Raw genomic sequence first — 18,770 nt, forward strand, 5'->3', positions numbered from 1 at the left:
AGCCATGCAGCACGCAGGCAGCCGCACGCAACACAGAGACAGGTAGGTCATGGCCGCTAACAACCGCCGCATGTCCGGCAAGAAGGGCGCGCAGGTCGGCAGCGGCGGAAATCGACGCCGCGGCCTTGAGGGCAAGGGCCCGACGCCGCCCGCCGAGGCACGCAAGGGACACAAGAAGAACCGCATCGCCAGCGCCGTGGCCAAGAAGTCCGCCGGTGGCCCCGGTGGCGGGCGCCGTCCCGGCGCCGTGAAGGGCCGCGGCAAGGGCACCTCCGAGATGGTCGTCGGGCGCAACTCCGTCGTCGAGGCGCTGCGCGAGGGCGTGCCGGCCTCGATGCTCTACGTCCAGCAGTTCATCGACAACGACGAGCGCGTCCGCGAGGCGCTGCAGATCGCCGGTGAGCGGGGCGGCATCCACCTCATGGAGGCCCCGCGCCCCGAGCTGGACCGCATGACCAACGGGCTCAACCACCAGGGGCTCGTGCTCCAGGTGCCGCCCTACGAGTACGCGCACCCCGAGGAGCTCGCGGCCGCCGCGTACGACCAGGGTGAGGACCCGCTGATCGTCGCGCTCGACGGCGTGACGGACCCGCGGAACCTGGGCGCCGTGGTGCGTTCGGCCTCCGCCTTCGGCGGGCACGGCGTCGTGGTTCCCGAGCGGCGTGCCGCCGGGATGACCGCCGGTGCCTGGAAGACGGCCGCCGGTGCCGCGGCGCGCACGCCGGTGGCGCGGGCCACGAACCTGACCCGCGTCCTGGAGTCGTACAAGAAGGCCGGGCTCGCGATCGTCGGCCTCGCGGCGGACGGCGAGCACAAGGTCGGCGACCTGGAGGCGCTCTCCGGTCCCGTCGTCATCGTCGTCGGCAGCGAGGGCAAGGGCCTCTCGCGCCTCGTCGGCGAGACCTGCGACTACCGCGTGCGGATTCCCATGCCGGGCGGCACGGAGTCCCTGAACGCCGGTGTCGCGGCCGGCGTCGTGCTCTACGAGGCGTCCCGGCGCCGGAGTTAGCCGTCACCCCGGACGTCGGCCGGCCCGGATTCCGCGGGCCGGCCGGCATCCGGCGTAGATCTTGACGCGGTCCGGACATTTCCGCACGGTCAAGGCAGTGTCCTAAACACACATCACTCGGTTAGATGAGTGTGGACACCAGAACGCCCCGCAATCCCACGGGGGGAAGCTCGTCAGGGTTCGACGAAGCTCCCGCGCTGAGCATGGTGAAGGTGCCGAGCGACCCGGCCCAGGTCATCGTGAACCACGCGAGCTTCCGCGTGCAGCTCCCCACCGCGCAGCGGACCCAATCCCCGCGTATCGCACGGCACTTGAGAAATGCCGATGACACCGTGCGCATCCCCGCAGCCGGCTCGGCCGCACGGCGCCGCACGCCCGTCGTCTGGAGCGGGAAGTCCGAGCCGGGCGACCCCGGAGCCACCGGACTCCTGCAGGCGGTGCGCGGCACCGGCGTGCGTCATTCGGCCGAGGTCGGCGGCTCCTCCTACGACGACGGAGGTGCCACGCAGGTCATTCCCCGCATCGACGTCGACGACGACCTCGAGAGTACGCAGGCCACGCCTGCCGTCATCGGTCCTCGCCACCCCGGCTCCGAGACCCGGCTCATCCCGCGCATGCCGATGCCGGAGAGCGACCTCGACGAACAACTCCCTTACGAAGACGAAGAGTTCGACGACGACTTCGACGACGAGGGTGACCGCCGGGCCGCGCGGCGCCAAGGGTCCGACCCGGTGCGCCACGCCTACTACCCCGGCCGGCGCATGAACCTCGGCGTCGTGCTGCTTCCGCTGCGCGTCTTCCTCGGCTTCATCTCCATCTACGCCGGCATGGGCAAGCTCTGCGACCCCGTGTACTTCGACGGCGGCGACCGCGGCTCCATGGTCAAGTGGCTCAACTCGCTGCACCCCTGGGCCCTCGCCGAGCCGCTGCGCGACTTCGCCCTCTCGCACCCGGTGGGCGCCGGGCTCTTCATCGCCTTCCTGCAGATCATCGTCGGCGTGCTCACGGTGCTCGGGCTCTGGCAGCGGGTCGCGGCCGGCGTCGGCGTCCTCCTGTCCGCGGCGCTCATCGTCACCGTCAGCTGGAAGACCGTCCCCGCCTACGACGCGCCGGACATCATCTACCTGGCCGCATGGTCGCCGCTGATCATCGCGGGCGCGCCCGTCTACTCCGTCGACGGACGCCTGGCCGGTGAGGCCTGGCGGACGCTCGGGCCGCGCGTGGACATCTGGGAGCTGCGGCGCCGCGTGCTGCGGCGCGGGGCGCTCGTCGGGGCGCTCGTCGTCGGGCTCACGCTGCTGATCGGTTCGCTGCTCGGCGGCGCGGTGCGCGATGCCGACCGCGTGACCGTGCCGGGACCCGGCGAGGCCCCGCGCAACGAACTGCCGGGCTCACCGCTCCCCGAGGAGCCCGGGAAAAAGCAGCGGCAGCGCCAGAGCGAGTCGCAGAGCCCCACGGCCCCCGGGTCCGGGGCGCCGACGCAGGGGAGTTCCGCGAGCCCCACGCAGGGCGCCGCGGCGACCACCCCGGGCGCGGCGCGCGAGACCGCGGGCACGGGCGCGGGCCAGGGGCAGCCCAGCCAGACGCAGGGCACCACCGGTCAGGCGCCGCCCCAGCAGTCCTCGCCCCAGCAGCCTCCGTCGTCGGCGACCGCGGGACCCACGTCGAGCGGCGGCAGTGGCGGCGCAGCGCCCGAGGGCGGCGCGAGCGGCGGCAGCACGGGCGGCGGCGGCAACGACCGACTGGTGGGCGGCCTGCTCGGCTAGGCCGGGCGACTGCGCGACCTGCCCGCCCGTACGCTTCGGGGCCCCGCACAGACACTGTGCGGGGCCCCGTCGGCGTACGCGTCGAAAGGCTCTCGGTCTCAGTCGTGAAACTCTCGGTCGAAAGGCTCTCAACCGCTCTGTGCCGCGAGCTCCTTGGCTGCTTCGGTGAGGTCCTTCGCGGTGTCGATCGCCCGCCAGTACGCGCCCTGCGGCAGCGGGAAGCCCGCCAGGCTCTTCTCGCGGGCCAGGCGGGGGAACGTGGTGCGCTCGTGGTCGCCGCGGTCGGGCAGCAGCGCGGTGAAGGAGGAGGAGAAGACGTACACGCCCGCGTTGATCAGGTACGGGGACGGCGGGGACTCGATGAAGTCCGTGATGTGGCCGAACGCGTCCGTCTCGACGGCGCCCCACGGAATGCGGGGGCGGGCCAGGGCGAGGGTCGCGGTGGCGTCGCGCTCGGCGTGGAAGGCCGCCATGTCACGCAGCGAGAAACGGGTCCAGATGTCGCCGTTCGTCGCGTACCAGGGCCGGTCCGCGTGCGGGAGGTGGCGGGCGGCGTACTTCAGACCGCCGCCGCGGCCCAGCGGTTGGCTCTCGACGACCGTGGTGACGTTCAGGGGCAGGTCGGCCGAGTCCAGCCACTCCTGGAGCACTTCGGCGAGATGACCGCAGGAGACCACCGCGTCCGTCACGCCCTCGGCCGCCAGCCAGGAAAGCTGATGGCCGATGATCGGGGTCCCCGTGCCGGGGATCTCGACCATCGGCTTGGGCCGGTCGTCGGTGTACGGCCGGAGGCGCGAGCCTTGGCCTCCGGCCAGGACGACGGCTTGGACAGGGTGCGGGTCAGAGGTCATGCACCGCACGATATGCGGACGCCGCGCGGCTGTGCCCCTGACCCCTGCCCTCAGTCTCCGGACGGCTCAGGACCGCTCAGGACGACTGCGCGGCGACGCCCGACGCGAAGGACGTGTCGCAGACCGGGCGGGCATACGACTGGGCGCGTGTCGGGCCGTACGCCCGGACGGCCGCGCGGCCGAGTGCACGGGCGATGGCGACGCAGTGCTTGGCGAGCGACGGGTGACGGTTCACCTCCTGCTGGAGGTGGGTGAGCGCGACGCCGGGGTTCTTCTCCTGGAGCTCCAGGAGAAGCCGGTCGCGCAGGACGTCCTGCGGTGCGCGGGACTTGGCCGGTACGGAGAGGTCGTCGGCGGATGCGGTGAGCATCGAATCCGAGGAGTTCCCGGACCAGTTGACGCTGGTGACCGCGAGGGTCCCGGAGAGCACCAGCATCACGGGCAGGACGAGGGCGAGCGTGCGGCCGATGCGTCGGGCGGGGCCTCGGTGGGCTCGGCGCGGCTTCTGGGTGTAGTTGGCGGAGTGCGTCACGCGAGTGAGCGTAGCGCTCGGTGATGATTTGGCGACATTTAGTCACTCGGTCGAGCGACGGAGAATGAGGTTTTTCTGGAGCGGTGTTGACGGGGCCGAGGCGAAATGGGCGGTCTGCCGGGGTATTTGTCGACAACGTGAGCGACGCCGGGCCCCGGCGGGGCGACACCGGGCCGACGGTGGGGCGGACGCACAGGGCCCCGCACCGGAGTGCGGGGCCCTGTGATGCTGGTGAGGCGGCGGTCGTCAGTCGGTGAGGCGCTCGCCCGACGACGTCGAGAACACGTGCAGCTCGCCCGGACGCGGCACGACGTGCAGTTGCGTGCCCTTCTCCGGGACCCTGCGGCCGTTCACGCGCACCACGAGGTCCTTGTGCTCGCCGCCGACCTCCGCGGAGCCGTAGACGTACCCGTCGGCGCCGAGCTCCTCGACGACGTTCACGGAGACGGCGAGGCCCGCCGGAGCGTCCTCGGTCGCCTTGGAGAGAGACTTCGCGGTGCTGCCGTCCTGCTCGACGATGTCGAAGTGCTCCGGGCGGACGCCGACCGTGACCGTGCGGTCGCCCTTGTCGGCCGCGGCGGACAGCGCCTCGCGGTTGACCGGCACGACGGAGTTGCCGAACTTCACGCCGCCGTCGGTGATCGGGACCTCGACGAGGTTCATGGCGGGGGAGCCGATGAAGCCCGCGACGAAGAGGTTGACCGGGCGGTCGTACATGTTGCGCGGCGAGTCGACCTGCTGGAGCAGACCGTCCTTCAGTACGGCCACCCGGTCGCCCATGGTCATGGCCTCGACCTGGTCGTGGGTGACGTACACGGTGGTGATGCCGAGGCGGCGCTGAAGACTCGCGATCTGCGTACGGGTGCTCACACGGAGCTTGGCGTCGAGGTTCGACAGCGGCTCGTCCATGAGGAACACCTGCGGCTCACGCACGATGGCGCGCCCCATCGCCACACGCTGGCGCTGACCACCGGAGAGGGCCTTCGGCTTACGGGCCAGGTAGTCGGTGAGGTCGAGGATCTTCGCCGCGTCCTCGACCTTCTGGCGGATCTCGGCCTTGTTGACGCCCGCGATCTTCAGGGCGAAGCCCATGTTGTCGGCGACCGTCATGTGCGGGTACAGCGCGTAGTTCTGGAACACCATGGCGATGTCCCGGTCCTTGGGCGGCAGATGCGTGACATCACGCTCACCGATGCGGATGGCGCCGGCGTTCACGTCCTCCAGGCCCGCGAGCATGCGCAGGGAGGTGGACTTTCCGCAGCCGGACGGGCCGACGAGAACGAGGAACTCGCCGTCCGCGACATCGAGCTGGAGCTGGTCGACGGCGGGCTTGTCGCCACCCGGGTAGATGCGGGTCGCCTTGTCGAACGAAACAGTGGCCATGGTGAGGGCCCCCTTCACCGGCAGGAACGTGCCGGACGATCCGTTGTAAAGAGAGGAGTGGTGTAGTCCACCTGAGTGAACTGCTCGGACGGTACCCCGGGGGGGACCGGTCTGTCAGTAGTCCTGCGCATGCGAGCTTCGAGATAATTTTCGACGGGGGCACGGGCGGCGTTGGTTACACTGCTCGGGCACCTCGGTGCACGCCTCCTTAGCTCAGATGGCCAGAGCAACGCACTTGTAATGCGTAGGTCGTCGGTTCGAATCCGACAGGGGGCTCTTGAATCTCCCTAGGGCCCTTCTCTTACGGGGATCTGTCAGAAGGGCCCGGGCCCTAGTGCCGCCCCGACAGGCGGTCCGCGATGCGGGCCAGGCGGGGGGTCTCGGCGGTCGGGGCCGTCAGTTCGTGGCGGTCGGCGCTGCGGTACGTCGCGTACATGCCCTGGACGCCGAGCCAGCGGAACGGCTCCGGCTCCCACTTGCGGACCTTGTGGTTGACCCAGGGGAGCGTGGTGAGGTCCGTGGGGCCTGCTTGCCCTGAGTCCTGCTGGACCAGGTCGCGCAGGGTGCGGGCCGCGAGGTTGGCGGTGGTGACGCCCGAGCCGACGTAGCCGCCCGCCCAGCCGAGGCCCGTCGCGCGGTCCAGGGTGACCGTGGCGCACCAGTCGCGGGGGACGCCGAGTACGCCGGACCAGGCGTGGGCCACCTCCACTCCGGCCAGCTGGGGGAAGAAGCGGGTCAGGATTTCGCGCAGGGCCTCGATCGTGGCCGGTTGGGTGCGGCCTGCGTTTGCCGGGGTATCCGTTTTCGAGCCGTAGCGGTAGGGGACTCCGCGACCGCCGAGCGCGATGCGGCCGTCCGCGGTGCGCTGGGCGTACATGTACGCGTGCGCCATGTCGCCGAGTGTTTCGCGGCCCTCCCAGCCGATCGACTCCCATTGGGCGTCGGTGAGCGGTTCCGTCGCGATCATCGAGGAGTTCATGGGGAGCCAGGTGCGGCGCTGGCCCTTGAGGGAGGCCGTGAACCCCTCCGTGCAGCGCAGGACGTAGGGGGCGCGGACCGTGCCGTACGGGGTGATGGCGTGTTTCGGCTTGATCTCCGTGACGGGCGTCGATTCGTGGATCGTCACGCCGAGTGCTTCGACCGCCGCCGCGAGGCCCTTCACCAGCTTCACCGGGTGCAGGCGTGCGCCGTGCGGGGTCCAGGTGGAGCCGACTGCGCCGGACACGCGCACCCTGTCGGCGGTCTCCCGTGCGCCGTGCAGGGTGCGGTCCTTCTCGCCGTACGCGAGCTCTGTGGCGTGGAACTCCTTCAGGCGGGCCAACTGGGCCGGGGTATAGGCGACTTCGAGTACGCCGCCGTGGTGGATGTCCGCGTCGATCTGTTCTGCGGCGGCGGTGCGGATCACCTCGTCGACCGTGTCGTTCATCGCCTCTTGGAGGCGGACCGCGGCTTCCTTGCCGTGCAGGCGGGCGTAGCGGTCGCGGCCCGCGATGCCGTTGTAGAGCCAGCCGCCGTTGCGGCCGGAGGCTCCGTAGCCGCAGAACTTCTGCTCCAGGACGGTGATGCGGAGGAAGGGGGCGGCCTTCTTCAGGTAGTACGCGGTCCACAGGCCCGTGTAGCCGCCGCCGACTATGCAGACGTCGGCACTCTCGTCGCCGGGCAGGGGCTCACGGGGGCTCGGGATGCCGTGGTCCGCGTACCAGTACGAGATGCCGCCGTTGATCGTGCTGCTCATGCGCCGGACGTTACTGCGCTGGTGGGGGCTTTGGGGAGGGGTGTGGGGGCGGGCGTTCCGATACGTTGATCCGGCACGTGGCGATGTCGAAGCGTCATGTGCCCGGATTCAGGAGGACTGTTCAGATGGCCGTACGCAAGGCCGAGCGCAAGGCCGGGCGCATCGTCGCCGCGGTGGCCGCCACCGCACTCGTCGTCGGGGGCGCAGCCGCCTGTGGGCCCGAGGACCTCACGGGCGGGAGCGACGACAAGGCGTCGGCCTCGGAGTCGGCGTCCGCCGGCGGCCCGGAGGCGAAGGAGCCGCCGGCCGGTACCGACGGGCTCGCGAAGGTGCCCGCCACGGTGGAGGGCGGCGTGATCACGGTCGGCGACCCGAAGGCCGGGCACACGGTCAAGCTGTACGAGGACGCGCGCTGCCCGATCTGCAAGAAGTTCGAGGAGACGGGCGCGCAGGCGTTGGTGAAGCCGGTGGCCGAGGGCAAGGTGAAGGTCGAGTACACGCTCGCCTCGTTCCTGGACAAGAACCTCGGTGGCAGTGGCTCGGTGAACGCGGCGAACGCGTTGCGGGCCTCGGTAGACGCGGGCAAGTTCCCGGAGTTCCACGCGGCGGTCTTCGCCAATCAGCCCGAGAGGGAGACCGAGGACGCCTACACGCCCGCCTTCCTGTTGAAGATCGCCGACAAGGTGGACGGGCTGCGGGGCGCCGAGTTCGACAAGGCCGTGCGGAAGGTGACGTACAAGAAGTGGGTCGGTGAGGCCATGCAGTCCTTCACCGACGACGGCATGCAGGGCACGCCGACCGTCGTCATCGACGGCAAGAAGGCGGGCTCCGACTCGCTGTTCGACCAGGACGCGTTCGCCAAGGAGCTCAAGGCCGCGGGGATCTGACAGGGCCTCGGGGGACGGACAGTGCTTCGGGGAACTGTCAGTGCCTCGGGGGTCTGAGGGGTCGCCCGGATAATCCCATGCGGTGATTCACCCACGCCGGTAGCGTCACGGGTGTGATCGACATTCGCGTTCCGGACGAGCTGATCGAGTCGCAGTACGCGTGCGCGGGGGAGCCGGGCCGTGCCTTCATCGCGGCGTTGCCCGCGCGCGTGGCCGAGTTCGTCGAGCGGTGGGAGCTGAGGATCGACGGGCCCTCGATGCACGGCATGGCGGCGCTCGTGCTGCCGGTGGTGCGGCGCGACGGCACCCCCGCCGCGGTCAAGTTCCAGCTCCTGGACGAGGAGACCGAGGGGGAGCCGGTCGGACTCCGGGTGTGGGACGGCGACGGGGCGGTGCGGTTGCTGGATCACGACGACCGGACGGGCACGATGCTGCTCGAACGCCTGGACTCCGCGCGGATGTTGTCGTCGGTGGAGGACACGCACAAGGCGGTGCTCGTCATCGCCGAGCTGCTGGCCCGGCTCACTTCCGTGCCCGCGCCCGCGGGCATGCGGCGGCTCGAGGACATCGCGGGGGAGATGCTCGACGACCTGCCGGACGCCCTGAGGGCGATCCCCGATCCGGTCGAGCGCGCGCTCGTGGAGCGGTGTGGGGGCGCGATGCGCGAGGTCATGGGGGAGCCCGGTGACCGGCTGCTGCACTGGGACCTGCACTTCGAGAACGTCCTGGCGGCCGAGCGCGAGCCGTGGCTCGCCATCGACCCGAAGCCGCTGGCCGGGGATCCCGGGTTCGACCTGTGGCCCGCGCTCAACAACCGTTTCGACGCGGACGACGTGCTGTGGCGGTTCGACGCGATGAGCGAGGTGCTGGGATTGGACCGGGAGCGGGCGCGCGCCTGGACCTTGGCCCGGGTGCTGCAGAACGCGCTGTGGGACATCGAGGACGGGGAGTCGCCGGACGAGGAGGACCTGGAGGTCGCGCGGCGGCTGCTCGGGTCGTGAGACGCGGGTTGGGCCCGGCGGGCGGACTGGTTAGCCTGCGGCCATGATTCGTGATGCCACGCCCGCCGACGTCCCCGTCATCCACGCCATGGTCCGCGACCTCGCCGAGTACGAGAAGGCCCTCGACGAGGCCAGGGCCACCGAGGAGCAGTTGCGGGACGCCCTCTTCGGTGAGCGGCCCGCCGCGTTCGCGCACATCGCCGAGGACGACGCGTCGGGAGAGGTCGTCGGGTTCTCGCTGTGGTTCCTGAACTTCTCCACGTGGCGCGGAGTGCACGGGATCTATTTGGAGGACCTGTACGTACGGCCGGAGGCGCGCGGTGGCGGGCACGGCAAGGCACTGCTGACCGAGCTCGCGCGGATCTGTGTGGAGCGGGGTTATGAGCGGCTGGAGTGGTCCGTGCTCGACTGGAACGAGCCGTCGATCAACTTCTACAAGTCGCTGGGAGCGTCGCCGCAGGACGAGTGGACCGTGTACCGGCTGACCGATGGGGCGTTGGCCGGGCTGGGGGCGGCTGCGGCTTGATCCAGGGAAGCTTGATCCAGGGAGGCCTGATCCAGGGAAGCCTGATTCAGGGAGGCCTGATCTAGGGGATCAGGACCACCTTGCCCGTGGTGCGGCGGTTCTCCAGGTCGGCGTGGGCGGCTGCCGCCTGCGCCAGGGGGTAGCGCTGGATCGCCGGGGTGAAGTGCCCCTTCGTCGCTTCGGTGAGCGCCGCGAGCTCCAGGGTGCGGATCGGGTTGTCGCCGCCCGCCCTGCGCATCATCTCCGGTCCCAGGACGTTGAGTTGCGTGATGCCGCGGGCGGCCAGCTGCTCGTCGGTGAACATGAGGGGCTCGCCGTCGTGCAGGCCCTTGCCCGACCAGCCGAAGATGAGGTGTGCGCCACCGGGGGCGAGGAGGTCCACGGCGGCGCGGCCCGGCTCGCCGCCGACTCCGTCGAAGACGACGGTGGCGCCCGGCACGCCGCTGCCGCCGAGCTTCGTCAGGTACGCGCGGACCTCGTCCGGCCAGTCCGGGTTCTTGTAGTCGACGGCGAGGTCCGCGCCGTTCGCGCTGACCCGGGCCGTTTTCTCCGGGCCGCCGGCCAGGCCGATCACCGTGGCGCCCGCGTGCTTGGCGTACTGCACCAGGAGCGTGCCGATGCCGCCCGCCGCCGCGGGGACGACGGCCACGGACTCGGGGGTCAGCTCGGCGAACTGCAGGATGCCCAAGGCCGTACGGCCCGTGCCGATCAGGGCCACGGCTTCCGCGTCGTCCAGGTCTTCGGGGATCTCGTGCAGGCGGGACGCCTCCGTGACGGCGAGCTCGGCGTATCCCCCGGGGGCGAAACCGATGTGGGCGACCACGCGCTTGCCGAGCCAGCTCTCGTCGACTCCCTCGCCGAGGGCGTCGACCGTGCCCGCCACCTCGCGGCCCGGGATCGTGGGCAGTTCGGGGAGTTCGGGGAGCGGGCCCTTGATCCCGGAGCGGATCGCGGTGTCCAGGAGGTGCACGCCCGCCGCGGTCACCTTGATGCGGACCTGGCCGGGGGCCGGTGCCGGGTCCGGGGTCTCCTCGTACGTGAGGTGTTCGGCGGGGCCGAAGGTGTGCAGGCGGATGGCGTGCATGCTCGCTCCTTGGGGGAGGGGGGTGGGTTTCGGTGGTGGCTTTCGGTGGTGGCTTCCGTCCACCACCCTCGTACCTCAAGCGGACTTGAGGTCAACCCTTGTGGGGGTCAGTGCGAGCGTCACCGCCTCCAGCGCGCTGTTGAAGGAGACCTCGGAGAGCAGGCCGGGCGCCGCGACCTGGTCTCCGGCCAGGTAGACGCCGTCGCCGCGGTCGATCGCCGGGCGGTCGCGCCAGGTGGTGCCGGGCAGGTCCACCGCGCCGGTGCGGCCGTTGGACACGGCGTCGCGGCGCCAGAGCAGGCGGTCGCGCCAGTCGGGGAAGCCGAGGTCGAGGAGGTGGTCGGCGCGGGCCACGCCGTCCGCCTTGGACTCCTCGGGGGAGAGCGGGATCTGTCCCTGGATGAGTTCCTGGCCCGCGGGGGCGAGGCTGCGGTCCTGGGTGGTGAACCGCTCGATCCACCCGGTCCCGTCCAGGTCGGAGATCGCGAAGGGGTCGCCCTTGCGGGACGTGAGGGCCACGTCGACGAGGGTCGTGCGGGCGCTGTCCCAGCGGAGGCTGTCGTCCTGGAGGAGTTGGCGGGCCCCGGGGAGGGAGGTGGCGACGACGACGGGGCCCTTGGCGCGGAGCGGGGCGAGGGAGTCGACGCGGGACAGCGTCTCGACGCGTACGCCCAGGTTCCAGGCGAATGTCGCCATGCGATCGATGACCGAACCCCAGCCGCCGCACGGATAGTGCGCCTCCGGGGGCAGCTTCGTGGAGCGGCGCAGGCGCTCGTGCACGAACCTGGCGGAGAGGGAGCCGGGGTCGTGGTGGAACGTCGCCACGGCGATGTAGTGCGCGGCGGCGCGTGCGCCTTCCGCGCCCACCTCGCCGGTGGCCCACGTCATGAAGTCCGTGTCCACGGGCGCCTGTTCGGCCTTGCGGCGCAGCAGCTTCAGCATGGCCAGGGGCGGGGTGCGGCGGAGCCCGCCCTGGTGGTGGAAGCGGAGCCGGGTGCCCTCGATGGGCGGGATGGCGGCGAGGGGGCCGATGAGGTCGCGCTGCTTGAGCCAGGTCCAGTGGGGGCCGCCGTTGTAGAGGGCGTGCGGGCCTTCGTTCGTGCGGTACGTGCCGTCGGCGGTGCGGGCTCGGCCGCCGAGGGTGTGGTGGGCCTCGTGGACGGTGACCTGGGCGCCGGCCTCCGCGGCGGTGATGGCCGCGGTGAGTCCGGCGAAGCCGCCGCCGATGACGGTGAGGGTCTTGCGGTTGAGGGTCTTGCTGTCGGTGGGCATGGGGTGGGCTCCTGCCTTGTCGTGGTGGGGGTGGTGGGAGTGGTTGGGGGGGATCGGTCTGGTCGAAGTGGGTGGCTTGGGTGGGCGTGTGCTCCTTTCTCGGTACGACGGATGAGGGCGTCCCGGATGTGACATCGGGGCGCGGCGGTGTTGTCAGTCGGTGGGTGCACGATGGGGGCATGGGACAGAGGGACGGTCAGCGGGGCGGTCAGCGGGACGCGGCAGGAGTGAAGAAGGCTCGGCGGCCCGGGGTGCGATTGCCCGCGCTGCGGAGTTTCGAGGGGGGTGAGTTGGAGCCCGACGGGGATTACGACGGGGTCGAGTTCCGGGGCCTCGATCTCGCGGGGCAGGACGGCGGGGGCGCGCTGTTCCTGGACTGTGCGGTGACGGGCTGCGGGGTGACGGAGACACGGCTCAGCCGGGCGCGGTTCGTGGACTCCGTGCTGACGGAGCTGCGCGGGGTCGGCACGGAGCTGGCGGAGGCTTCGCTGCGGGACGTGGAGGTGGTGGACGCGCGGCTGGGGGGTGTTCAGCTGCACGGGGGCGTGCTGGAGCGGGTGGTCGTGCGGGGCGGGAAGATCGACTATCTGAACCTGCGGAAGGCGCGGTTGAAGGACGTCGTCTTCGAGGGCTGCGTGCTGGTGGAGCCTGACTTCGGGCAGGCGGTGCTCGAGCGGGTGGAGTTCGTGGGCTGCGTGCTGAAGGGAGCGGATTTCAGCGGGGTCCGCATGAAGGACGTCGACCTGCGGGAGGCGGCCGAGGTGGACATCCTGCGGGGGATCGACTGCTTGGCGGGTTCGGTGATCAGTGCGTCGCAGCTGATGGACTTGGCGCCGGCGTTTGCTGCGCAGGTGGGGGTACGGGTGGACTAGCGTCCGGCTTTGGCGGTGGGGCGGTGGGGCGGTGGGGCCCTGCGGGGTGCGGTGCGGGGCCCTGCGGGCGGGGCTTGGGTGGGGGCGCGGGGCCTGGCTGGGGGTGCGTGCGTACTGCGGTGTCGGTGCGTGTGTGGGGCGGGGCCGCGCCGGTATGTCCGTCCTCGCTATCGTCCGGTGGCCGCCTGGTTGCTTCGGCTCCGGAGTGTTGCGAGCTGTGCTCCGGGCGGACAAACCGGCACGTCCCCTTGGGTTTCGGTGCCGGGTGCGGGTGCGTGCGGGCCTGCGGAGTCTCCCGTCGTCGGGGGCGGGGCCGCGCCGGTGTGTCCGTCCTCGCTATCGTCCGGTGGCCGCCTGGTTGCTTCGGCGCCGGAGTGTTGCGAGCTGTGCTCCGGGCGGACAAACCGGCACGTCCCCTTGGGTTTCGGTGCCGACTGCGGGTGCGTTAAGGGGGCCGTTCCTCGTCTGTTCGTGCGAGGGCCGCTGCGGGGCAATCGGGCGGGTGGGCGGGAAAGGTCTGTACGGCGAGGGGGCGTGCGGGGTGCACGTCCCACCCGTCAGGCGCCTACGCCCGGGGAAAGCGGGACTGGAGGGTCCAGATCGCCGGGTTCTCGGACAGGGGCTCGTGGAGGTCCGTCAGGTCCGCCAGGAGGTCCTGGAGAAAGTCCCGTGCCTCGCGCCGGAGCTCGGAGTGGGAGAACGTGAGAGGAGGTTCCTCCGTCCGCATCCAGTCCGCCTCGATGTCGACCCACCCGAAGCGGCGGGTGAACAGCATGCGGTCCGCCGACTCCGTGAAGTCGAGTTCGGCGTACTGGGGGCGGGAGGCCCGGCTCCCCAGGGGGTCCTGGTCCAGGAGCTCGACGATGTCGCACAGCGCCCACGCGAAGTCGAGGACGGGCACCCACCCCCAGGCTGTGGACAGCTCCCGGTCCGCCTTCGTGTCCGCGAGATACACGTCCCCGCAGAACAGGTCGTGCCGCAGCGCGTGGACGTCCGCACGGCGGTAGTCGAACTGCGGGGGGTCCGGAAAGCGGTGGGAGAGGGCGTAGCCGATGTCGAGCACGTGGTCGATGGTGTCATGGGCCGGGGGCCATGGCCCGCCGCTCCTCAGGGCAGCAGCCGCTGCTCCTTCGCCACCGCCACCGCTCCCGCCCTCGTGTCCACGCCCAGCTTGTCGTAGATCCGGCCCAGGTGTGTCTTCACCGTGGCCTCGCTGATGAACAGCGCGCGGGCGATGTCACGGTTCCCGAGGCCCTGGGAGAGCTGCGCCAGGATGTCGAGCTCGCGGTCGGTGAGGGTGGGCAGCGGCTTGCGCATGCGGGCCATCACGCGGGACGCGACCGGCGGGGAGAGCGTGGTGCGGCCCTGCGCCGCGGCGTGGATCGCGGCGAAGAGCTCCTCGGGGCGTTCGGCCTTCAGGAGATAGCCCGTCGCGCCCGCCTCGATGGCGCGGGTGATGTCGGCGTCCGTGTCGTACGTCGTCAGGACCAGGATGTGGGGCGCGGGGGCGGCGGACGCCGTGATGCGGCGTGTCGCCTCGACGCCGTCCATTCCCTCGCCCAGTTGCAGGTCCATCAGGACCACGTCCGGCATCAGCTTCGCGGCGAGCGCGATCGCCTCTTCGCCGGTGCCCGCCTCGCCGACCACCTCGATGTCCGGCGCGCTGCCCAGCAGGGCGAGCAGTCCGGCGCGTACGACGATGTGGTCGTCGCAGACCAGGAGGCGGACCGGGGGCGGGGGCGTAGGAGGAGTAGGCGGCGTCATGAGGTCTCCTGCGGGGTCAGTGGGATCGCGACCGAGAGGACCGTGCCCTCGCCCGGCGCCGACTCGATCGTCAGTGTGCCGCCGAGCTGCCGCGCGCGGGCGCGGATCGCCGGCAGCCCGTGCCCCCGCCGGTCGGAGGCGGGCGGCTGTTCGGTGGGCGTGAAGCCGCGGCCGTCGTCCGCGACGTCGAGCACCACCTGATCGTCCAGGTGTGTGAGCGTCAGCGCCGCCGTGGTCGCGTCCGCGTGCTCCGCCACGTTGGCGAGCGCGCCCTGCGCGATGCGCAGGAGCGCGGACTGCGTCCGGTCGGGGAGCGGGCCGGGCGTGCCCTCGGAGTGGAAGCGGACCGCGAGGCCGGTGTCCTGCGCGGTGCGCGCGGCCAGCGTCCGCAGCGCCTCGTCGAGGCCGCCGCCGTCGGCGAGATCGGCGGGCGCCAGGTCGTGCACGAAGCGGCGGGCCTCGGTGAGGCCGAGTTCGGTGATCGACTCGGCGGTACGGACATGGGTGCGGGCCTTGGCCGGGTCGGTGTCCCAGACGCGGTCGGCGGCCTGGAGCAGCATCTGCTGGCTGGACAGGCCCTGGGCGAGGGTGTCGTGGATCTCCATGGAGATGCGCTGGCGCTCGGCGAGGGTGCCCTCACGGCGCTCGGTGGCGGCCAGCTCGCGGCGGGTGCGGATGAGGTCGTCGATGAGGGTGCGCTGGCGGGCCGCCTGGCGCTGCATGTACAGGAAGACCGCGGTGGCGACCGCGGCCCAGGCCGGTGGCGCGAGCAGCAGGTTCGGGTCGAAGTGGCCCGCGAGCTGCAACTGCGCGACGACGACGAAGGCGGTCAGGACGGCCACCAGGAACAGCGCGGCGCGCGGCGGCAGCGTCCGCAGCCCCGTGTAGAAGAGCGGCACCGCGCACCAGGCGAAGCTCGGCGCGAGGAGGACGAGCACGACCCAGACCGCCACGACGAGGAACAGCCAGGTGAGGCGGCGGGGCGCGGTGGGGCGGGCGCCGATGACGGGGCCGAGCACGTAGAGGAGGGCGAGGGAGACCGAGAGCGCGATGATCCACGGCGTACGCGGTTCGCCGGGGTGCCGCATCAGGAAGCGGGTCAGCGACGAGCCGAGGAGCAGGAAGAACGCCGTGTGCATGACGGCCCCGAGCCAGCGGCCGTCTGGATCCGGCGTGCGGGGGTCGAGGCCCGGTGTGCGGGGCGTGCGCTGTCGCTGTCCCACTGGGGCCGCCTCCCTCTCTTGTCCGTCTCGCCGTGCTGTCGTGGCGTTGTGCTGCCGTGCTGCCGTGCTGCCGTGCTGCTGTCTCGCCGTACGGGTGCCTCGCCGTGCGGCCGTCTCGTGTCGCCCTCGCGCGGTCGCTGAACTGGGCAAACACCCTCATTGTGACCCGGTGGGGCCACCGGAGGGTCAACCGATCGGTTGACCCTTGTGTCGGCCGAGTCGCGCGCCGCTCCCAGCCGGTACGTCGACGGGTGCGGGCCGGTACCGGCCGGACGATTGGTGACAGGGAAAACAACCTCCCCGAGGACCTCCCCGAGGACCTCCCAAGAACCTCCCAAGAACCTCCCCCAACCCCTTCACCTGAGGAGCACCCCATGCAGAAGCTCTCCCGCCGCACCCGTGTCCTGACCATCGCCGCGACCGCCGCCGTTCTCGGCGCGGGCACCTTCGGCGCCGTCTCCGCCAGTGCCGAGTCCCCGGCCGCGGCCCCGAAGGCCGCCGTCGCCGCCGACGCGGCCGACAAGAACCTCACGCAGTCGACGCACCTGAACGTCGCCGCCGCGACCAAGGCCGCCCAGGCCACCCTCGACGCCGCGAAGAAGGAGAACCAGCGCGTCTCCGTCGCCGTCGTCGACCGCAACGGCAACACCATCGTCGAGCTGCGCGGCGACGGAGCGGGCCCGCAGTCCCCCGAGTCCGCGGTGAAGAAGGCGTACACCGCCGTCTCCTGGAACGCGCCCACCTCCGAGTTGACCAAGCGCCTGGAGCAGGCCCCGAACCTGAAGGACATCCCCGGCACCCTGTTCCTCGCGGGCGGTGCGCCGGTGACCGCCAAGGACGCGCCCATCGCGGGCATCGGTGTCGCGGGCGCCCCGAGCGGCGACCTGGACGAGAAGTTCGCGAAGGCGGGCGTCGCGGCGCTCGGCCGCTGAAGCCCCTGTAGCCCCTGAGGTACTGAAGTCGCTGATCAACCGAGCTGCCCGAGCCGCCGGATCTCATGATGCTGAGGCTGTTCCCGGTCCGTACGACGACGAGGAGGAGGACGAACATGACGAGGACCGCTCAGGACCAGCGGCTGCTCGACGCCGCACGGTCCGGGAAAGCCGACGAAGTGAGAGCCGCCCTCGACGCGGGAGCCCGCGTCGAGGCCCGCGACAGCGAGCTGCGCACCCCCCTGCTGCTCGCCGTCATCGGTGACCGCGTCGAGGCCGCACGGGCCCTGGTGGCCGCCGGCGCCGACGTCGACGCCCAGGACCACCGCGCCGACAGCCCCTGGCTGGCCACCGGCGTCACCGGCAGCGTCGCCATGCTGCACGTCCTGCTTCCCGCGGGCCCCGACCTGAAGCTGCGCAACCGGTTCGGCGGGATCTCCGTGATCCCGGCGGCGGAACGCGGCCACGTCGCGTACGTACGGGAAGTCCTGCGCGTCACCGACATCGACGTCGACCATGTCAACGACCTGGGCTGGACCGCCCTGTTGGAGGCCGTGATCCTCGGCGATGGCGGGCGCGCGCACCAGGAGATCGTGGAGCTGCTGCTCGCCGCGGGCGCGACGCCCGGCCTCGCCGACCGGGACGGCGTCACCCCCCTCGCGCACGCCGAGCGCCGTGGTTTCGCCGAGATCGCCGCGCTGTTGCGGGGTGCCGCGTGAAGGCGCGGGCCTTCGCCACCGGCGGGCCGGCCGTCGTGGCGGCCGTGGTGGCGGCCGTGGTCCTCGCGGGCTGCGGCACCGGCGGGGGCGACGCCGCGACGTCCGGCGCCGAGCCCACCCGCGCGAAGGCCACGGCCACCCTCCCCGCCGAGCAGCGCACCCCGGAAGGCACCCTCCTGGTGGCCGACTTCGGCTCGGACACCGTCACGTTCGTCGACCCCGAGCGCGGGCCCATCGAATCCGTGCGGGTCGGCACGGCCCCCTACGGCCTCGTGGTGGGGAAGGACGGCCGCGCCTGGGTCGCCACCGCCGACGCCGTGGCCGTCGTGGACACCTTCCCGAGCTCCCAAGCGCAAGGGGAGTCCCGCCGACGCGTCGATCGCATCCCCTACGAGACCATCCCCCACGAAACCGACAGCGGTCCCACGACGACCGGCGAGTACCGCGGCGGCGGCATGGGCATCGCACTCTCCCCGGACGGCGAGCGCGCCTATGTGGGCGTCAACGTCCCGGGCGGCGAGGGGACGCTGGAGGTCATCGACACCGCGAAGCGCGAGGTCACGGACACCGTTCCGGTGGGCCGGCGCCCCTTCGACGTGGACGTGTCGAAGGACGGCCGCGAGGTCTACGCGACCAATCACGATTCCTTCGACGTGACGGTCGTACGCGCCGACTCGCTCGAGCCCCGCCGCATCGAAGTCGCCCCCTACGGCACGGAAGGCGGCCTCGGCTCCTGGCTGAAGCCGCACTACACCGCCGTACGCCCCTCGGACGGCAAGCTCCTGCTGCCCTTCGAGGGCGAGAAGCTCGTCGTGCTCGACCCGCGCACCGGCGAGTCCGACATCGAGAAGATGACGGCCGACACCCACCAGCACGGCGCGCACATGACGCGGGACGGCACGCTGTTCGTGGTCGGCACGGGGCCCATCGACCCCTCGTCGGACGAAGGGGCCTCGCTGACCGTGCGCGCGAAGGACGGCGAGGAGAAGGTCTTCCCGCTGGAGGGCCCGCACGAGGACGTCGCGGTCTCCGAGGACGGCGGCACCGCCTACGTCACCGGCGGCTTCACCCGCGACGGATTCTGGAACGGGATCACCGTCATCGACCTGAGGAGCGGGGACGCCCACCGACTCCCGGCGGGCGAACGCCCGTTGGGCATCGCAGTTCTCTAGGGCGGCGCCACGGCGGGCGCGCGCGATGCCGGACCGAACATA

General features: G+C 71.6%; 18 protein-coding genes and 1 tRNA gene. 10 read left to right on the forward strand and 9 right to left on the reverse strand.

Annotated features, from left to right (window positions below):
• The first annotated feature begins 49 nt into the window (after nucleotides 1-49).
• Together rlmB and AB0I94_RS30170 are read left to right on the forward strand one after the other, a co-directional pair.
• On the forward strand, nucleotides 50-1,009 hold the full coding sequence (gene rlmB / locus AB0I94_RS30165; protein ID WP_363312854.1) for a 23S rRNA (guanosine(2251)-2'-O)-methyltransferase RlmB: 960 nt from the start codon (nucleotides 50-52) through the stop codon (nucleotides 1,007-1,009).
• 125 nt (nucleotides 1,010-1,134) lie between these two features.
• Complete coding sequence (locus AB0I94_RS30170) at nucleotides 1,135-2,775, forward strand: DoxX family protein (RefSeq protein ID WP_363312855.1); 1,641 nt, start codon at nucleotides 1,135-1,137, stop codon at nucleotides 2,773-2,775.
• 128 nt (nucleotides 2,776-2,903) lie between these two features.
• On the opposite strand, the gene AB0I94_RS30175 is transcribed toward AB0I94_RS30170, so the two are convergent.
• The 3 genes from AB0I94_RS30175 to ugpC all read right to left on the reverse strand — a co-directional run bounded on the left by AB0I94_RS30175 (nucleotide 2,904) and on the right by ugpC (nucleotide 5,541).
• Nucleotides 2,904-3,626 carry a nucleotidyltransferase family protein gene (locus tag AB0I94_RS30175; RefSeq protein WP_363312856.1) on the reverse strand — a complete coding sequence of 241 codons (723 nt, stop codon included), beginning with the start codon at nucleotides 3,624-3,626 and terminating at the stop codon, nucleotides 2,904-2,906.
• A gap of 76 nt (nucleotides 3,627-3,702) precedes the next feature.
• Nucleotides 3,703-4,158, reverse strand: coding sequence for a hypothetical protein (locus AB0I94_RS30180; protein WP_363312857.1), 456 nt, complete (start codon nucleotides 4,156-4,158; stop codon nucleotides 3,703-3,705).
• 246 nt (nucleotides 4,159-4,404) lie between these two features.
• On the reverse strand, nucleotides 4,405-5,541 hold the full coding sequence (gene ugpC, locus AB0I94_RS30185) for a sn-glycerol-3-phosphate ABC transporter ATP-binding protein UgpC (protein ID WP_363312858.1): 1,137 nt from the start codon (nucleotides 5,539-5,541) through the stop codon (nucleotides 4,405-4,407).
• 202 nt (nucleotides 5,542-5,743) lie between these two features.
• On the opposite strand from ugpC, the gene AB0I94_RS30190 reads away from it, so the two are divergent.
• A tRNA-Thr gene (locus AB0I94_RS30190) sits at nucleotides 5,744-5,817 on the forward strand.
• Nucleotides 5,818-5,872: 55 nt separating this feature from the next.
• Here the strand turns inward: AB0I94_RS30190 and AB0I94_RS30195 are convergent.
• The gene (locus AB0I94_RS30195; protein ID WP_363312859.1) at nucleotides 5,873-7,276 is read right to left on the reverse strand and encodes an FAD-dependent oxidoreductase; all 1,404 of its coding nucleotides are present in this window, start codon (nucleotides 7,274-7,276) and stop codon (nucleotides 5,873-5,875) included.
• A gap of 125 nt (nucleotides 7,277-7,401) precedes the next feature.
• On the opposite strand from AB0I94_RS30195, the gene AB0I94_RS30200 reads away from it, so the two are divergent.
• The 3 genes from AB0I94_RS30200 (at nucleotide 7,402) to AB0I94_RS30210 (ending at nucleotide 9,690) form a co-directional block, all read left to right on the forward strand.
• Nucleotides 7,402-8,163, forward strand: a complete 762-nt coding sequence (locus AB0I94_RS30200; RefSeq protein ID WP_363312860.1) for a thioredoxin domain-containing protein — start codon at nucleotides 7,402-7,404, stop codon at nucleotides 8,161-8,163.
• A gap of 113 nt (nucleotides 8,164-8,276) precedes the next feature.
• Nucleotides 8,277-9,164, forward strand: a complete 888-nt coding sequence (locus AB0I94_RS30205; protein ID WP_363312861.1) for an aminoglycoside phosphotransferase family protein — start codon at nucleotides 8,277-8,279, stop codon at nucleotides 9,162-9,164.
• A 43-nt stretch (nucleotides 9,165-9,207) separates the two neighbouring features.
• The gene (locus AB0I94_RS30210; RefSeq protein WP_363312862.1) at nucleotides 9,208-9,690 is read left to right on the forward strand and encodes a GNAT family N-acetyltransferase; all 483 of its coding nucleotides are present in this window, start codon (nucleotides 9,208-9,210) and stop codon (nucleotides 9,688-9,690) included.
• A gap of 61 nt (nucleotides 9,691-9,751) precedes the next feature.
• Here AB0I94_RS30210 and AB0I94_RS30215 read toward each other — a convergent pair whose 3' ends face one another.
• A complete protein-coding gene (locus tag AB0I94_RS30215; RefSeq protein WP_363312863.1) occupies nucleotides 9,752-10,774 on the reverse strand; it encodes a zinc-binding dehydrogenase in 1,023 nt (340 codons plus the stop codon).
• A 75-nt stretch (nucleotides 10,775-10,849) separates the two neighbouring features.
• Entirely contained in the window at nucleotides 10,850-12,046 is a 1,197-nt protein-coding gene (locus tag AB0I94_RS30220) for an NAD(P)-binding protein (RefSeq protein ID WP_363312864.1), read from the reverse strand.
• A 179-nt stretch (nucleotides 12,047-12,225) separates the two neighbouring features.
• On the opposite strand from AB0I94_RS30220, the gene AB0I94_RS30225 reads away from it, so the two are divergent.
• Nucleotides 12,226-12,918, forward strand: coding sequence for a pentapeptide repeat-containing protein (locus tag AB0I94_RS30225; protein WP_363312865.1), 693 nt, complete (start codon nucleotides 12,226-12,228; stop codon nucleotides 12,916-12,918).
• A 565-nt stretch (nucleotides 12,919-13,483) separates the two neighbouring features.
• On the opposite strand, the gene AB0I94_RS30230 is transcribed toward AB0I94_RS30225, so the two are convergent.
• The 3 genes from AB0I94_RS30230 to AB0I94_RS30240 are packed head-to-tail and all read right to left on the reverse strand — an operon-like array spanning nucleotide 13,484 to nucleotide 15,821.
• Nucleotides 13,484-13,981 carry a hypothetical protein gene (locus AB0I94_RS30230; RefSeq protein ID WP_363312866.1) on the reverse strand — a complete coding sequence of 166 codons (498 nt, stop codon included), beginning with the start codon at nucleotides 13,979-13,981 and terminating at the stop codon, nucleotides 13,484-13,486.
• Nucleotides 13,982-14,025: 44 nt separating this feature from the next.
• Nucleotides 14,026-14,682 carry a response regulator transcription factor gene (locus AB0I94_RS30235; RefSeq protein WP_363312867.1) on the reverse strand — a complete coding sequence of 219 codons (657 nt, stop codon included), beginning with the start codon at nucleotides 14,680-14,682 and terminating at the stop codon, nucleotides 14,026-14,028.
• Complete coding sequence (locus AB0I94_RS30240) at nucleotides 14,679-15,821, reverse strand: sensor histidine kinase (protein WP_363312924.1); 1,143 nt, start codon at nucleotides 15,819-15,821, stop codon at nucleotides 14,679-14,681. The genes AB0I94_RS30235 and AB0I94_RS30240 overlap by 4 nt, the downstream gene beginning before the upstream one ends.
• A gap of 458 nt (nucleotides 15,822-16,279) precedes the next feature.
• Between AB0I94_RS30240 and AB0I94_RS30245 the strand changes: the two genes are divergently transcribed.
• The 3 genes from AB0I94_RS30245 (at nucleotide 16,280) to AB0I94_RS30255 (ending at nucleotide 18,728) form a co-directional block, all read left to right on the forward strand.
• Nucleotides 16,280-16,837: a heme-binding protein gene (locus AB0I94_RS30245; RefSeq protein WP_363312868.1), complete on the forward strand. Its 558-nt coding sequence runs from the start codon at nucleotides 16,280-16,282 to the stop codon at nucleotides 16,835-16,837.
• A gap of 116 nt (nucleotides 16,838-16,953) precedes the next feature.
• Nucleotides 16,954-17,556, forward strand: coding sequence for an ankyrin repeat domain-containing protein (locus tag AB0I94_RS30250; protein WP_363312869.1), 603 nt, complete (start codon nucleotides 16,954-16,956; stop codon nucleotides 17,554-17,556).
• Nucleotides 17,553-18,728 carry a hypothetical protein gene (locus AB0I94_RS30255; protein WP_363312870.1) on the forward strand — a complete coding sequence of 392 codons (1,176 nt, stop codon included), beginning with the start codon at nucleotides 17,553-17,555 and terminating at the stop codon, nucleotides 18,726-18,728. Before AB0I94_RS30250 ends, AB0I94_RS30255 begins: the two co-directional genes overlap by 4 nt.
• The last annotated feature ends 42 nt before the right edge of the window (nucleotides 18,729-18,770 follow it).

The sequence above is a fragment of the Streptomyces sp. NPDC050147 genome (genome assembly GCF_040660195.1).
GTDB lineage: Bacteria > Actinomycetota > Actinomycetes > Streptomycetales > Streptomycetaceae > Streptomyces.

What these genes read in the sequence shown, in the direction of transcription:
- AB0I94_RS30245 (WP_363312868.1), top strand. Translation starts at nt 16,280, where the DNA reads ATGCAGAAGCTCTCCCGCCGCACCCGTGTCCTGACCATCGCCGCGACC.
- rlmB (WP_363312854.1), top strand. Translation starts at nt 50, where the DNA reads ATGGCCGCTAACAACCGCCGCATGTCCGGCAAGAAGGGCGCGCAGGTC.
- AB0I94_RS30250 (WP_363312869.1), top strand. Translation starts at nt 16,954, where the DNA reads ATGACGAGGACCGCTCAGGACCAGCGGCTGCTCGACGCCGCACGGTCC.
- AB0I94_RS30235 (WP_363312867.1), bottom strand. Translation starts at nt 14,682, where the DNA reads ATGACGCCGCCTACTCCTCCTACGCCCCCGCCCCCGGTCCGCCTCCTG.
- AB0I94_RS30210 (WP_363312862.1), top strand. Translation starts at nt 9,208, where the DNA reads ATGATTCGTGATGCCACGCCCGCCGACGTCCCCGTCATCCACGCCATG.
- AB0I94_RS30240 (WP_363312924.1), bottom strand. Translation starts at nt 15,821, where the DNA reads ATGCACACGGCGTTCTTCCTGCTCCTCGGCTCGTCGCTGACCCGCTTC.
- AB0I94_RS30175 (WP_363312856.1), bottom strand. Translation starts at nt 3,626, where the DNA reads ATGACCTCTGACCCGCACCCTGTCCAAGCCGTCGTCCTGGCCGGAGGC.
- AB0I94_RS30220 (WP_363312864.1), bottom strand. Translation starts at nt 12,046, where the DNA reads ATGCCCACCGACAGCAAGACCCTCAACCGCAAGACCCTCACCGTCATC.
- AB0I94_RS30170 (WP_363312855.1), top strand. Translation starts at nt 1,135, where the DNA reads ATGAGTGTGGACACCAGAACGCCCCGCAATCCCACGGGGGGAAGCTCG.
- AB0I94_RS30195 (WP_363312859.1), bottom strand. Translation starts at nt 7,276, where the DNA reads ATGAGCAGCACGATCAACGGCGGCATCTCGTACTGGTACGCGGACCAC.
- AB0I94_RS30215 (WP_363312863.1), bottom strand. Translation starts at nt 10,774, where the DNA reads ATGCACGCCATCCGCCTGCACACCTTCGGCCCCGCCGAACACCTCACG.
- AB0I94_RS30225 (WP_363312865.1), top strand. Translation starts at nt 12,226, where the DNA reads ATGGGACAGAGGGACGGTCAGCGGGGCGGTCAGCGGGACGCGGCAGGA.
- ugpC (WP_363312858.1), bottom strand. Translation starts at nt 5,541, where the DNA reads ATGGCCACTGTTTCGTTCGACAAGGCGACCCGCATCTACCCGGGTGGC.
- AB0I94_RS30200 (WP_363312860.1), top strand. Translation starts at nt 7,402, where the DNA reads ATGGCCGTACGCAAGGCCGAGCGCAAGGCCGGGCGCATCGTCGCCGCG.